The sequence below is a fragment of the Mogibacterium kristiansenii genome, from assembly GCF_009695905.1.
GTDB classification, from domain to species: Bacteria; Bacillota; Clostridia; order Peptostreptococcales; family Anaerovoracaceae; genus Mogibacterium_A; species Mogibacterium_A kristiansenii.
This window is the reverse complement of record NZ_VUNA01000026.1, coordinates 1-14,202: the sequence shown is the minus strand read 5'-3', so window position 1 is coordinate 14,202 and position 14,202 is coordinate 1. Positions and strand designations below refer to the sequence as shown.

The following is a 14,202-nucleotide window of genomic DNA, read 5'->3' as shown; positions in this document are numbered from 1 at the left end:
ATGAGAGAAGTCTATGGTCTTAAGCAGAGCGATAGCGAATAACATCTATACTATTTGCGGTACCCCATCTCTGGAACGCCGGTACCCGGCGTCCCGGAATGGCGGTTTCACCGCACAGGAATATTCACCCTATCGGGTTAAGAATGATTTGAAATAAAAATTTCTACTCACGCGCCTCGTGTGAGGCGCGACAGAGTGGCTACTATTGAATCCAACGAATATAAAATTTCTACTCACGCGCCTCGTGTGAGGCGCGACGTAGTACATGAGATAGTTACTCCGGATAAAAGAATTTCTACTCACGCGCCTCGTGTGAGGCGCGACCGCAACATTATGTGATAATATTGCAATCGCAGCCTATATCTTGCACAAGGCGGACATTTTTATCTTTTTTTCTGCACCATTTTGACGAATATACGGAAGATAAGCTACTTTTTAAGGCGAACCTCCCTGCATTTTTTGAATCATTTCACCTTCGCCTTACCATGTTTTCACAGTATTATGACTCCTTCCGGATCATAAGTTTCTTTTGCTCCAATGTGTTCTACTCTTCGCTTCCAGTTATTCCCTAAGTAATAAAATCTTAAGCTATCCGTTTTAGGATTAATCAGTGTTGTCAGCTTTTCCTTTAGTTTCAAAAAAGACGAGTAGTCTAAGTCTGCTTCAAACACTGAATTCTGCACTCTTTGTGCATGATTTTGACATTCTTTTGCTACTTTACGCAGTCTTTTTTTCCCTTCTGAATCCATCGTACACACATCGTAACTTATCAGTACCATCATTAGGATCACCTACTTTTGTAAGTATGGAGGATATGCTTCGATATCTCCGCGAACATATTTTGCAAGTAAATTGCTTTGTATATAAGGTAATAACCCAAAGGGGATTTTCTGTTTCAAATACGGATGCTGTATATCTGTCCGCTTTTTTTCTTGCCATTTTGCAAGTACTTTCTTTCGGCCATCTTCATTCAAATATACAGCTCCGGATATTTGCTTTTCAAAATCCTCTTCCCCAACAATCTTTAGATTTAAAAGGCTAAGACAGAATCGTTCCACGATACAGCGTGCTTCTTCAACTAGATCGCAAGCTAATGATTTTCTGCCACTTCTCAAGGTATGACAAAATCCAATATAACTATCTAAACCAACAGTTTCCAACGCAGCGCCATACTCTGTTGTTTCCAAAGTGTAAACAAACGACAATAGTGCATTTACCGGATCCAGCGGCGGACGCTTATTACGATAATTGAAGGTAAACGGCACATCTTTATTCGTTATCAATTTATTAAATATGGAAAAATAACTTTGTGCACAATTTCCTTCTATTCCGACAACAGATTCAATTTGCTCAGTATCATAGACTTTTTCAATTCCATCGTAAAGAACATCCAGTATTTTAGCGATTTCGTTGTCTTCTCGAAGTTCTGGATTATCGTGAAGCGTTCTTTTAATAAGTTGCCGTGTGTTGCTGAATTTGGCTGCCATTGTATTTTGAGTTAGTGTTAACCCATTCTCTCGAAAACAATCAAGCTGTTGGACTCGAAGAAAAACATTTCCCTTTGTTTCACCACATACTTTTGCGAGAAACCTTCCTTGCGGAGAAATGAAATTTATGGGAATCATCTTTGAAACACATTTCCCCATTAACGCAGGTGAACAACCTACATAATTCATGCATACAATTCCTTCAATATTGTCGAATGGAACACGTAATTTGATTTCATTCTCTAATTTGCATACAATATTCTCTCCATCTAACGCGAGGTACATTTCTTCATCCGTAATATAAATCGTATTTAAAAGTCTGCGCATGATGATTTTCCTCTCGTCATTCTTCTTCGGATTTCCTATTAATCGTTTCAATCTGATTTCGCACTTTAGGCATTTTCTTAAGTTGTGGCATGCAAAGATCTTTCATTGAGCACCCGTTACACTTTTGATTCTTTTGGATTTCCGGAATCTCACCTTTTATCAAGTATTCTCGCATCTTATTCAGCGTTTCTTTCAGCAATTTGTCATATTCCAAATGGTTTTCCTTAAGAGGCAATGGGAATCGTCTCTTAACATCTGCATAATAAATTTCAGCAATGCAGTCACATGAAAAAACATAGTCCACGCATATTTTCTGTGCAAATACTTGCATCAAATCATCGAAATTGTACGTTCGCTCCTTCGGTTTAGTTGGCTTGTATTCTACAATGCAATAGTCCTCTCCTATTTTCTCTATACAATCTGTAACACCATATAAATTATACTCCGCTAGATCATTGTATACGGGGACGGATGTGTAAATCTTTCGATTTTTAGAAGTATATCTTTGCTTTGAATCATGAACGCGATTATGAACCTGATTCGCTTTCGTGACAAAGAAATTTTCTTCCCAAGCTCGGTCAATTTCAATCAGTCCCCATCTATGCGGACAATACAGAAAATGCTGAATTGATCGGATAGAGATTTCTCGTTCTTCAGTTAATTGCAACGTCATGTCTACAATTTTGAGATTAACTCTACTCCGTCCGGCATCTCTTCATCAACAATAATGTCGTAATCGTTAAACGAACGAGCCGGTCCTTCATTTTTCTGCTTAACGCTAATTTTGTCGAAAAGTAAGTGCGAAGGTGCATTGCCTAGTACACAATCATGCTTAAAGATATACAGCTTTCTCATGCACATTTTACCTCTTGCTGCACTATGATCAATTTCAAACATATTAATAATAGCATTCCATAGAAGTTCTACATCTTCTTCTGATAATTGTGTTACTTTCTGTGCCAATGCTGCGGAAATATATCCCTCTGCACGATAGAGTCCATATGGAATAAAGCTTTTTCTTCCAATCTCAGTTTCCCCGGTTTCCTGACGATCCTCTGTTGTACGAGCCTGTCGTGTAATAGCTATATCCTCCACAAAAACAGGTGATACGCTTCGGGCAAAAGTCAATTGAACAGGACCCCGAACAATTCCACATGGATCCTCTCCCGTTGACATTACCGCTCCAAATGTTCTAACATCAAAATAGTTTTTACACATATAATCTCTCGCTTTTATTACATCATCTTTTTTGGCACCTTTTTTGCCTGTCTCTAGTCCTTCTGTAACATAAGCTTCTGTAAATTTCGAATTTAATGATCGGTCTGGTTTAATCAGAATATTGTATCCAGGCTCTCCTTCTTTAAGGAGTTCTACATAATTCCGAATTTTTCTCTTTAAACATACATCAGTAACATATCCATAGCCGGTTTCCGCATCAACACGAGGTGAATTTCCTGCATCGGGATCTCCGTTTGGATTACCGTTTTCAACATCAAAAATCATCACAAAATCGTATCTGTTCTCAATAGCCATAACATGCCTTCCTTTCTAGTTTTCTTTCTTTGTATAAAAAGCTTGCGTTTGTTGATAATATCCAACTATGAATTTCCCTTGGTTTGTTAAACTTAATAATGTAGGGAATTCATTTTCTAAACCATCCATGATTTCACTTACTATTTTTGAGTAAAAAACTTGACTTCCCTCTGGGAGCTTTTTTAAATGATGTTGTTCCAATTTAATCAATGTAGGAAATACACTTGCCGGTTTCGATGTTGCAGAAGCAAAATATCGATCTTTAATCGTACTGTTTAGTTTCCCTCCGGCTGCTTGTTCTTGTATTCTTTCCAATACTGCAAATAGTCTCCCGCATAAATATGCTTGATCCTGATTACCCCTATTTAATGCCACTGTCATTTCCTCCTTTTCATTTCGCATCAAATATGCTTTTATAACACCTGCTTTAACTTTGTCTATCTCTTTATCTGTTTTGGCTCGTCGCACTATAGTCGCTAATATCGATTGTGGATATGGCTTATTATATAAAGCTGATTCGAAAACACTTGCAAACAAACTTGGATTCACTTTTTCTGTTGAACTCTTTGGCGATTTGCATGCATCGTTAATGTTCTTCAGCGAGATCACATTTATTTCGTTTGAAATTTGAAGTTCTTCCTGAAATTTCGCAACATTTATCAACAATGCCCCAAATTTCTTACGATAAATAAATTTAACGGAAATTCTCGATGAATTAGGTTTTAATCCTACAATATAAAAATCAATATTAGCATCCAATTCTTCGTCTACTTTTTCTAATTCTTCTGATGTAATCTTCGTTTGAGCTCCTCGCTGTAATATAGACTTTAATAAAGCATCTATTTCTTCTGCCGATTTTTCTTTCGATGACTTCATTAGAAGTTCTTTTAATGTTTCCTCATGATTATCGCCCCCATCCATCGCCCAGAAACAGACGGTAATATCATCCAATATAATCTTGTGAGCACTATTTTTTAAAAGAAAATTTAACGCTTCCGTGTATTTCTTCATCGCCTTTTCAGAAATATTACTATTGTATGATTGCTTGTTTCCGTAAGATGTATCAGAAGGATTATTAAACCCTATCAAAACATTCCCCGTGGTTGCACCATCTGCAAGTCCTTTAATCTTTCCGTGAATTCTTGCAATACTGGTTTTTTCTCCCGTAATTGCACACTGTGCTTCAAATTCACCCGGAACATTTTGATTCTTTGAATAAAATTCTTCCCATTTTCTACACACGGCTAAATCATCTTGTAACAACACGTCCGGACTTCCAGTAAGGCAAAATGCAAAACCTGAGGAACTATATTTCGTCCCTAGAGTCAACACATGCGTATTTAAAACTTCATCTTCAGGTTTCCACTTTAAAAGAAAGTTTCTGTAAGCATTGACTATTGGAGAATCCAATCCTTCTATAAATTCCAAGTTCTTTTTTACAAATACATCGTGAGACTTCTTTGCCTTTTGACTTTTATCGTCAGGTGTTAGTTTTCCTTTTTCCAAATTTAATCCAAAAATATATAATGGACGATGCTCAATATAGTTACTCTCTATCGCTGATTTGTCAGTTCGCTTTGGGAAAAGAAGTTTTTTGGGTGTCATCGTAATCTTCTCTTTCCCACTTTTAGTTTTCTCCCTTTTTTCTTCTTCACAAGATATAATCTCATCTATAGTGCCATCCTCGGTAAGCGCAATCTTGTACCTAATTGGCACTTCTGAATAACCCTCCGGAAGGACAAGCTCTTTTTTCGACAATACATCATAGTAATCACATAACGCTTTAATCAGCATCGCAACTCCTCCTTGTATCTCTTCACATCTATTACACCATCTATCATGTGCGGATGATAGTATACCGTTGTTGCGGAATCTGAAAATTTTGGATTTTCCCAATCACCGTTAATTGGGATTCCACGATCTTTAAAGTTCACCCGATAACACATGAATCCCAAATCCACATCTCCTGCTTCAATTATTTCATTGCTTATCATATTCATATCAAACTCATCTACAAGCTCAATTCTTTTAACTGGAAATTCACTGCAACCAAAACATGGCTGTCTAAAGAACTGTCCTTTCTCTAGGCGTCGTTTAATAATATTGTAATGCTTCTTCTCTCCATCAACTTCGTTTTCATTTTTTAGATTTGTCAGTTCAAAGTGGAATGAAATTCCGTACTTTACATTTTTCAGAATCATGGCTGCTCTCTGAGTCCTGCATTCAGACGTATATATTTCAAGTTCATTTGCGTTGCCATTCATCTTCCCCTTTATGCGTTTGAAAGGAATTTTTTCTTTTACTTCATTCCGACGAACATTCATAAAATCAATTGGATTAAACACTATAATTTCATCGATTACATATCGAATAGCAGGTTTCCAATAAATGCTCTTTAGCATTCCTTCCAATGCTCCCGGCGTTGGAACATCATAGCTAACCCGTTCTGCTTTAAATTCATTTCTAGTAAAGCAGGCATAATCTCCCTCCACAAGAATTTTAAATCCACGACTCATTCTGCACTCCTTTCTACAAGAAATAATCTGTCAGTTCTAAACTAATACCGGTTTTGTTGCTATAATAATTTTCATTCGTGAGACACCATATTCCACGTCCATAATCATCAACAACGTGCTGCCTAATTAATTCTTCAAACTCTGATTTGCTTACAGTGCAAGTATATTTTTGCAAACTTCTACTGCTAACAAATTCATTATACTTTATACTCTCGATAGTCTTCCGACTATTTTCATCCTGCGGAACTACTATTGACTCCGTCTTATTATCAATCATGTTGAAATCTTCTGCATAACTTTTAAATGGGATATTCTTATAAGTCAGATTCCGTTCTTCGCAATAATGACTCATGGTTTTCCCCACAAGCTTATCTAAATTCATTCCATACAGTCGATTATAATATTCTTTTATACACTCCACATCCTGTATATTCTCATACTTATCAAACATTCCTTTCGCAAGATTGCTTGCTTCTGTTTCACGTGTTTGGGCTTCCTCATCTGAAAGGGAAAATATATACGTAACCGCATGTTCTCTCTTCCCTTCTCTATTGCACCGGCCTCCACTCTGTAAAATACTGTCAAGGCCCGTTGATTCACGAAATACATTTTGAAAATCCAAATCAACTCCGGCCTCTATTAAACTGGTAGAGAATACTTTAATTTTTCTTTCTTCCGGAATATTTTCGAGCGCCGGAAAATCTTCTTCTAGTTTTTTCAGTACCGCTTTGATTTCGGTAATAATTCTTTTTCGATCAACTCCGGTTAAATATGTAGACAAATAGTACTTTTTTCCTGTTGCCATATCATAAAGATGTCTAGCTGCTTTTTTGCTATTCGTTACCACCAGTACCGATGCCGTCTGATTAATATAATTCATCAATTTTTCCGAAGATATATCGTTCAAGTTATAGAATCGGCACTTGTTAAACCTCCGAAATTCTTTTGTTTCATCAATCAAATTAACAATTTGCGAGTCTTTAGTTCCGGTATACACGTTCAATAATCTTTGAAAATCCGGCATTGTTGCAGTTAAGAACAACGCTTCGCTATTCAAATATTTGGTAGCATACGACACTGCTTGCAAACAAGGCTGTAAATATTCCATCGGCATTAAATGAGCTTCATCAAATATTAGTATTGAATCCGAGATATTGTGCATCTTTCGGAGTTTTCCTCGCTTGTTTGAATACATCGATTCAAAGAATTGCACTGCTGTTGTTACAATAATCGAATTCACATCCCAATTCTCTATTCCGTTTTTCAGTGCAATCCGATAGTCCTCATCAATATTATTATCATCTTCATAAGAATATGATGACTGATGTCTTAAGATTTCAACATCGTTGCCAAATATTCTCTCAAATTCCGTTACTGTTTGATCAATAATATTATTGTACGGAATAACATATATTATGCGTTTCTTTTCTTTTTTGATTGCCCTTTCTAATGCGAATTTTATGCTACATAGAGTTTTTCCACTTCCGGTTGGCATATTCAAAAGATACACTTCTGCATCTTTATCAATCTTCGAAAAAGCCTGTTCTTGTAACCGCTTTCGTGCCTTTTGAAGTTCCGTTTTACATATAAAACTATTCAAATGCTTATTAACTTTTTCTAAGCACTTTTTAAAGTCTGATTTTAATTGATTTTCATTTCTTGTTCCACAAAATAACCCCGTATCTATAGAATCCGCATCAACAAGGCAAGAAAAACAATATCTAGTGATAAAAGCAATTTTATTGATTAAATCATCCTTGGGGTTATTACAATCTCTCAAAATATAATCAATAATTGATTCCGCCTCTATATTCGGCAAAGTCATCACATTCCTATATGCGTCATAGTTTTCTTCACTATCAATTGTGCATCTTTGCCTCTTCCTTTTTATACGAGAATAAAGAGTAGAAGAGATATCGTCTCTATATTCATCAAAGACTAAACCTGTATCCGGAATTCCGGTGTGATGTCCTGCGATGCACAATTGTGCGATTACTCCTACAAAAGAATCACAAATCTCCTCCATTACAACCGCACCTGCCGTAGAGTGATCGACATTAACCTGTTCTCCTCGAATTTTTTTCTGGAACTTATCGCAAAACTTGCCGATATCATGCATTTTACCTATTGCATAACACAATTCTGAAAGTTCAGGAATTGAGAATGAACTGCTCAATTCTGCAACATTTTCATTATGTTCTTCTACGCTCTGAAGTTTTCCTGTTATTTCATTAATATGCGCTATATATTCCATCGCCGGCTCCTCTTTCTATACGTACCTTTATCTTACCATATTGCTTTAGTATAAGCATTCAGTTTTGTTGAACGTGCTTCGAACTGGCAAAATATTTTGCCATTATATATTGATTGACCGTTTTTTAGAGTTAATTATTACGCCATCCGTTGAATGTATTTCTAAATTCAAGTTGTGTAAGATTAAATTTCACATGCTTGTGGTTGCTCTTACACGGTTTAAAAACACACCTCCAAGGTCGGGTTCATATCCAACCTTGGAGGTGTAGTTTTATGTGTTATTCTCTTCTTTTTCCCTTCAGATACTTAATTCTTGCTATGAAGTAAATTACGGCAGCGAATACCGATAACACGAGAATCGCTCCCACGCCGGCCGCCACCATCTCTTTAATTATCCGGCAGAAGTTCGCCGTTCACGGAGAAGGCCACCCAGTTGCCCACATTGGCGGCGTGGTCGCCGATGCGCTCCAGGTATTTGGCGATCATCAGCATGTCCAGAACATCTCGGTCGCTGTCATCGATGCGGCCCCGGATGCGTTCGAGGAGATTGAATTTTATTTTTTCAAAATACTCGTCCACTACGTCGTCGTAGGCAATGACCTCTTTCGCGTGCTCCAGGCTCCGGGCCTGAAAGGCCTCTACGCTGGATTTGACCATGTAGACCACCGCTTCTCCCATTTTCCGGAAATCCTGGGTGCGGATGGCCTGAGTGAGCTGACCGGTGAGGACGATCTCGGCGATGTCCAGGGACTGATCCCCGATGCGGTGCAGGTCGGTCACCATTTTGAGAGTGGCAGAAATGATTCTCAGGTCCGACGCCACCGGCTGCTGCTTCATGATCAGCTGGATGCACATGATTTCGATTTCACGCTCCTTCTGGGAAATTGTATCCTGCAGCTTTACCACCTTCTGTGCCAGCTTCTGATCGTTGGTGAGGAAACAACGGACCGCCCGGTCGATGATGTCTTCGCACATACCGCCCATCAGGCAAGTCTGATTGTCTAATTCTCTCAATTCTCCTTGGAATGTATCTCTCATTAACCGAACCTCCCTGTAATGTAATCTTCTGTGCGCTTATCTCTCGGGTCGGAGAAAATCTGATTCGTCTCTCCGTACTCCACCAGGTCTCCCAGCAGGAAGAAGGCGGTGCGGTCCGAGATACGAACAGCCTGCTGCATGTTGTGGGTGACCATGACGATGGTGTACTCTTTCTTCAGTTCCTCTGCCAGATCTTCGATTTTGCCCGTGGAAATCGGGTCCAGCGCACTGGTGGGTTCGTCCATCAGCAGTACATCCGGCTCTACGGCCAGGGCCCGGGCGATGCACAGTCTCTGTTGCTGGCCGCCGGACATGCCCAGCGCCGACTTTTTCAGCCGGTCCTTGGTCTCTTCCCAGATGGCCGCCGCCTTCAGGGACCGCTCTACGATTTCATCCAGCTCGGTCTTATTGCGGATGCCGCCGATGCGCGGGCCGTAGGCGATGTTGTCGTAAATGCTCATCGGGAACGGATTCGGTTTCTGGAATACCATTCCAACCTTCCGGCGCAGGTCGGTCACGTCCACGTCGTTCCCCAAAATATTTTTACCTCGGTACTCCAGGGTTCCTTCCACCCGGCAAGCCGGAATCAGGTCGTTCATCCGGTTGATGTTCCGCAGGAACGTGGATTTGCCGCATCCGGATGGGCCGATCAGCGCCGTGATGGATCTTTCCGGAATGTCCATGCTGATTTTCCGGAGAGCTTGGTGCTCGCCGTACCACAGGTCCAGGTCCCGGACTTTGATAATTGGTTCGTTCATATTCTAGCCTCTTTTCTCCTGTATTTTCTTCGCGGTCTTGGAGGCAATCAGGTTCAGTGCCAAAGTCAGCGCCATCAGCACAATGGCGATGGCAAACGCGATGTCGTAGGCGCCTCGCTCACTGGCGTAGATGTAAAGGGCTACCGTCAGCGTTGCGGAGGACGACTGCAAAGCCTGCACGAAACCGATCATCTTCAGTCCGAAGCCCGCGGTAAAAAGAAGTGCCGCCGATTCCGAGGTGATCCGGCCCACCGACAGGATGCATCCGGTGATGATGCCGTCCAACGCGCTTGGAAGCACCACGGTTCGAATCATATGCCATTTTCCGCTGCCCAGCGCCAGGGCCCCTTCCCGGTAGCTCCGGGGAACCGTCAGCAAACTCTCCCTCGTATTGCTGATAATGGTTGGCAGCACCATCAGCACCAGGGTCAGCGCGCCGGCCAGAATACCTTGCTTCAGGCCGCCAATCTGAATGAAAATCAGCATGCCCACCAGTCCAAACAGAATGGACGGGATTCCCGTCAGAATCTCCGCGGCGAAGCTGATCAGGTTGGTCAGCTTCCGGCTGGTGGAATATTCCGTCAAGTAGATGGCGGCACCCACGCCCAAAGGCAGGACGATAATCATCGCCACGAAAATGATATACAGCGTATTCAGAATATTGGGCAGAATTCCGATGTTTCCGGTAAGGTTGTTGGGCTCCGTAGACAGGAGGTTCCAGGTCAGGCTCGGGACGCCTCGGTACAGGATGTAGCCGATGATCATCAGGAGCACCAGGCAGGTGATGCCGGAACACAGCCCCATCAGCCCTCTCAACAGTCTGTTCATATTTTTTCTGTGCGTACTCATTATTGCGCCTCCTTCCGGATCACTCTGTGCAAAATCCAGTTAATCATCATGATGAACAGGAACAGCACCAGTCCGATGGAGAACAGGGCCTGTCTCTGCAGCGATCCATAGGACGCGTAGGACATTTCCGAAACGATGGCGGTGGTCAGGAACCGAACGGATTGGAACAGCCCCGGCATGTTCGCCACGTTTCCGGCAACCATGATAATCGCCATGGCCTCGCCCAGCGCTCTGCCCACGCCCTGAATGACCGCTGCCGCCACGCCGCTCTTTGCGGCCCGCAGGGATATGCGGAACCAGGTCTCCGTGTAGTTGGCCCCCAAAGCCAGCGAGGCTTCTTCATACTCTCTCGGCACGGCCCGCAGTGCGGTGGCCGACACGCTGATGATGTACGGCAAAATCATAATCGTCAGGACCACGATGGCGGAGAACAATGTGGCGCCGGAGGACAGGTGAAATGCCTTCTGCACGCCCGGCACCAATACGGTCATGCCCACCAGGCCATATACGACGGACGGAATTCCTGCCAGAAGCTCTACAGCTCCCTGAATCACCGCTGCGATTCTTGGGGGTGCGGCTTTCGCCAGGAACATGGCGGTAAAAACACCAATCGGTATTCCAAGGATTACCGCTCCCGCCGTGCCGTAGACGCTGGTCAGGATGAAAGGCAGGATGCCGAACTGATTCTGACCGGATTTCCAGGTGGTACCGAACAGGAATTTGATCGGCCCGATTTTGTGAATGGCCGGAATTCCGGAAATAATCAGGTACACGCTGATCAGCAGAACGAAGGCGACACTGACAAAACCACAGAACAGGAACAGTCCGTGCAGTGCGTTTTCCATTAAATCTTTTTTCTTCTTCATCTTACGATTCGCTTACTGGAACGGCACCGGCGTTACGAATCAGATCTGCCGCATCTTTCGATGTTGCGAAATCGTAGAACTTCTGTGCTTCTTCGGAAAGCTTTCCGTCTTTCTTGGTGATGAAGCAGAACGGACGCTGCAGCTTGTAGCTTCCATCTTTGATGGTGTCTTCGGTGCAGGTTACGCCATTGATCTTGATTCCCTGAATCTTGTCCTGACCCTCTACTGCGGAGAAGGACGCGTATCCGATTGCTTTCTCATTGCTGCCTACTGCGGAAATTACCGCACCGGTGGATGTCAATTCCTGTTCCAGCTTGCACTTGTCTTCGGTGCCGGTTGCGCCTTCGAAGCCGTCTCTCGTACCGGATCCGGACTCTCTGCCGATGCAGGAAATCTTTCCGGCTTTACCGCCGACCTGGCTCCAGTCTGTGATCTTTCCGCTAAAAATGTCTGCTACCTGCTGAGTTGTCAGATCCTTTACACCGTTCTTTGCATTGACGATTACGGAGATTCCGTCCAGTGCGATGACCTTCTGTTCCAGTCCGTCCTTCTCGTCATCCTTCAATGCTCTGGATGCCAGGCCGATGTCGGTATTGCCGTTCTTGGCTTCCTCAATTCCGGTGCCGGATCCGGTTGGATCGTAGGTTACCTTTACGCCTTCGTTATCCTTCTGATACTGTTCCGAAAGCGCACCCATCACTTCTTCCATGGAAGTGGATCCGTTCGTGCTGACCGTTGCACTCTTTTCCTTGCTGCTGCCGCATCCGGTGAGGGCAGCCACGCCCATCAGACCGGTCAGGCCCAGGGCAATCAGTTTGAGATTTCTTTTTTTCATCTTTCTCTCTCCTTTACTTTCTTTCCCTTTTCAATTGTTTTCTTGTCTGTTTTCTGATTACAGGTATAAGTATAGGGCGATTTCGTAAAGACTGTTATCGAGGTAAAGTAAAAAGAACGTAAAGGATGGGGGGGGGGAATGTAAAGGGGAGGTTCCTGTGGTTGGCCCGTCAAGAGGGGGGCCGGGCGGGCGGAGGCTCAAGGACGCTAAGGCCGCCGGCTGCCTGGGAGAGGGGTCGACCTGTTAAGGCCTCCCCCTACACTACTTTTAGCAATGAGAAATCCGCAAACTGCGCCTGCTGAAGCTCGGCGATTTTAATGCTCTGGGCGGTTTCCTCCAAATTGTACAGGTGATCCACTTCCTGGGCGATGCGTTCCATATCCAAACCCAACGGTGTCTCGAACGACATCAGCAGATTCACTCCCGGGATGAACCCCAGATTCCGGTAGATATCCGTCTTCCCGTTAAATTCATTGCGATAGAACTCGGAGGAGGTTTCATGATACCAAAGCCCCAAATGCTCCCAAAGAAAAATGGCTCCCGTTTCCGGATGAATCAGGAGGAAATCCGGACGGATGAATTTTCCCGGCGCATATTCGATGGGATACTCATAGATTACGTAGAAACCCACCGCGCTGAACCGCTCGTAGAGCAGCGCTTCCACTCGGCTCCGCACGGCCGTTCCGTCAAATGTCAAGATTTTCAAATTCTCCGGGTAATGAACCGGGATCTTTGCTTTATGCGCCTGCATCGCCCGGAAGCGCTGCCAGATGGGATTCTTCTCCGGGTGCAGTGCGTACTCCGTCGGACGTGTCGGACGATAATGCTTGGGAAGAGCTGCTTTTACCGCGGCGGCCGATGGCGAACTGTACTTTTCCAGGAAGGCCTCCATTGCTTTGATGTTCTTCTCCAGCACCTCCAGCATCGCCCGGCAGAATCGAAGCTCCCGGATGCCGCGCACCGTCTCGTTCTCGTCACTGCCCAGATATACTTCCTTCCCCTTCTTCTTACCATAGTAATATGCTCGCCCGTTCTTGATGCATATCCGCAGCGTCATTTTGTCATACTTCATCAGCGCCTTCTGCCGCTGAAGGTATCGTTTCCGCAGCAGCCGATTCTCGTCCAGACCGGCCTTCACGTATTTCGAACAATGAACCATTTTCCTCGCTCCTTTCTTACTTGCGTTGGATGTATTTGCCGCAAATCTTTTGCAGCCCTCCTCTTAGCTCCATTATCGCAAATGCACCGTGCCCATGCATCATATTTCGTTCGAGAAAAATCGAGATTTTGCTTTTTGAAAAATTTTGATTGGCGCTCCCCTATATTCTAATAAGTCTGTCCCTCTTGCGTTACTCAACTCCCATGTGCCTAGAATTTTTGAGCGAGTTCACGCTAATTTCTCCCAAAAGCTCATTTAGCGTGAATCCATTTTTGCAAATCTGCCGGAATTCTAATTTTCAGCCGGTCCCTCCGATTTATTTTCACGCTAAATCGTCATTTTCGCTCAAAAAGCGTGAACTTCTTTTTTGCCGTAGATTTTTTTTGCCGCTCAACAGGCCCTTCTACGGAATTTCTCCAAAACTCGTTCACGCTATTTCGCCGTTTTTTCCATTCCTGAATTGAAAAAGTAAGTTCTGCTTTTGTTATGGCAGCACTGGATTTTAAATTTGCAAATCCAGACAAGAAGTTACTTTTGCAAAACAGTTGCGCTGTCTTTTTCATTTGATGGAAGTGGATAGT

The 14,202-nt window shown here is 43.1% G+C and carries 14 protein-coding genes; all 14 read right to left on the bottom strand.

Features of this window, described 5'->3' with window-relative positions; translation table 11 throughout:
* Positions 1 to 491: 491 nt before the first annotated feature.
* The gene (gene cas2, locus FYJ65_RS09100; RefSeq protein WP_154555012.1) at positions 492 to 782 is read right to left on the bottom strand and encodes a CRISPR-associated endonuclease Cas2; all 291 of its coding nucleotides are present in this window, start codon (positions 780 to 782) and stop codon (positions 492 to 494) included.
* A gap of 9 nt (positions 783 to 791) precedes the next feature.
* Positions 792 to 1,865: a type I-C CRISPR-associated endonuclease Cas1c gene (cas1c, locus tag FYJ65_RS09095; protein ID WP_235898252.1), complete on the bottom strand. Its 1,074-nt coding sequence runs from the start codon at positions 1,863 to 1,865 to the stop codon at positions 792 to 794.
* Complete coding sequence (cas4, locus tag FYJ65_RS09090; protein ID WP_154555010.1) at positions 1,831 to 2,487, bottom strand: CRISPR-associated protein Cas4; 657 nt, start codon at positions 2,485 to 2,487, stop codon at positions 1,831 to 1,833. The genes cas1c and cas4 overlap by 35 nt, the downstream gene beginning before the upstream one ends.
* Positions 2,488 to 2,489: 2 nt before the next feature.
* Positions 2,490 to 3,347: a type I-C CRISPR-associated protein Cas7/Csd2 gene (gene cas7c / locus FYJ65_RS09085; protein ID WP_154555009.1), complete on the bottom strand. Its 858-nt coding sequence runs from the start codon at positions 3,345 to 3,347 to the stop codon at positions 2,490 to 2,492.
* Positions 3,348 to 3,362: 15 nt separating this feature from the next.
* A complete protein-coding gene (gene cas8c, locus FYJ65_RS09080; RefSeq protein WP_154555008.1) occupies positions 3,363 to 5,141 on the bottom strand; it encodes a type I-C CRISPR-associated protein Cas8c/Csd1 in 1,779 nt (592 codons plus the stop codon).
* Complete coding sequence (gene cas5c, locus FYJ65_RS09075; RefSeq protein ID WP_154555007.1) at positions 5,135 to 5,863, bottom strand: type I-C CRISPR-associated protein Cas5c; 729 nt, start codon at positions 5,861 to 5,863, stop codon at positions 5,135 to 5,137. The genes cas8c and cas5c overlap by 7 nt, the downstream gene beginning before the upstream one ends.
* A 13-nt stretch (positions 5,864 to 5,876) precedes the next feature.
* Complete coding sequence (gene cas3, locus FYJ65_RS09070) at positions 5,877 to 8,117, bottom strand: CRISPR-associated helicase Cas3' (RefSeq protein ID WP_154555006.1); 2,241 nt, start codon at positions 8,115 to 8,117, stop codon at positions 5,877 to 5,879.
* Positions 8,118 to 8,503: 386 nt separating this feature from the next.
* On the bottom strand, positions 8,504 to 9,154 hold the full coding sequence (gene phoU / locus FYJ65_RS09065) for a phosphate signaling complex protein PhoU (RefSeq protein ID WP_154555005.1): 651 nt from the start codon (positions 9,152 to 9,154) through the stop codon (positions 8,504 to 8,506).
* Positions 9,154 to 9,912, bottom strand: a complete 759-nt coding sequence (gene pstB, locus FYJ65_RS09060; RefSeq protein WP_154555004.1) for a phosphate ABC transporter ATP-binding protein PstB — start codon at positions 9,910 to 9,912, stop codon at positions 9,154 to 9,156. Before pstB ends, phoU begins: the two co-directional genes overlap by 1 nt.
* 3 nt (positions 9,913 to 9,915) lie before the next feature.
* Complete coding sequence (pstA, locus tag FYJ65_RS09055) at positions 9,916 to 10,761, bottom strand: phosphate ABC transporter permease PstA (RefSeq protein WP_154555003.1); 846 nt, start codon at positions 10,759 to 10,761, stop codon at positions 9,916 to 9,918.
* A complete protein-coding gene (gene pstC, locus FYJ65_RS09050) occupies positions 10,761 to 11,627 on the bottom strand; it encodes a phosphate ABC transporter permease subunit PstC (protein WP_154555002.1) in 867 nt (288 codons plus the stop codon). The genes pstA and pstC overlap by 1 nt, the downstream gene beginning before the upstream one ends.
* A 1-nt stretch (position 11,628) precedes the next feature.
* On the bottom strand, positions 11,629 to 12,462 hold the full coding sequence (locus tag FYJ65_RS09045) for a phosphate ABC transporter substrate-binding protein (protein WP_154555001.1): 834 nt from the start codon (positions 12,460 to 12,462) through the stop codon (positions 11,629 to 11,631).
* Positions 12,463 to 12,718: 256 nt separating this feature from the next.
* A complete protein-coding gene (locus FYJ65_RS09040) occupies positions 12,719 to 13,621 on the bottom strand; it encodes a hypothetical protein (protein WP_154555000.1) in 903 nt (300 codons plus the stop codon).
* A 335-nt stretch (positions 13,622 to 13,956) separates the two neighbouring features.
* On the bottom strand, positions 13,957 to 14,202 hold a 246-nt coding region (locus tag FYJ65_RS09035; protein WP_206157389.1), incomplete at its 5' end, for a hypothetical protein.

Bases quoted from the DNA above. Each gene is read 5' to 3' on its own strand.
- cas2 (WP_154555012.1), bottom strand. From the start codon at position 782: ATGATGGTACTGATAAGTTACGATGTGTGTACGATGGATTCAGAAGGG.
- cas4 (WP_154555010.1), bottom strand. From the start codon at position 2,487: ATGACGTTGCAATTAACTGAAGAACGAGAAATCTCTATCCGATCAATT.
- cas7c (WP_154555009.1), bottom strand. From the start codon at position 3,347: ATGGCTATTGAGAACAGATACGATTTTGTGATGATTTTTGATGTTGAA.
- cas8c (WP_154555008.1), bottom strand. From the start codon at position 5,141: ATGCTGATTAAAGCGTTATGTGATTACTATGATGTATTGTCGAAAAAA.
- cas5c (WP_154555007.1), bottom strand. From the start codon at position 5,863: ATGAGTCGTGGATTTAAAATTCTTGTGGAGGGAGATTATGCCTGCTTT.
- cas3 (WP_154555006.1), bottom strand. From the start codon at position 8,117: ATGGAATATATAGCGCATATTAATGAAATAACAGGAAAACTTCAGAGC.
- phoU (WP_154555005.1), bottom strand. From the start codon at position 9,154: ATGAGAGATACATTCCAAGGAGAATTGAGAGAATTAGACAATCAGACT.
- pstB (WP_154555004.1), bottom strand. From the start codon at position 9,912: ATGAACGAACCAATTATCAAAGTCCGGGACCTGGACCTGTGGTACGGC.
- pstA (WP_154555003.1), bottom strand. From the start codon at position 10,761: ATGAGTACGCACAGAAAAAATATGAACAGACTGTTGAGAGGGCTGATG.
- pstC (WP_154555002.1), bottom strand. From the start codon at position 11,627: ATGAAGAAGAAAAAAGATTTAATGGAAAACGCACTGCACGGACTGTTC.
- FYJ65_RS09045 (WP_154555001.1), bottom strand. From the start codon at position 12,462: ATGAAAAAAAGAAATCTCAAACTGATTGCCCTGGGCCTGACCGGTCTG.
- FYJ65_RS09040 (WP_154555000.1), bottom strand. From the start codon at position 13,621: ATGGTTCATTGTTCGAAATACGTGAAGGCCGGTCTGGACGAGAATCGG.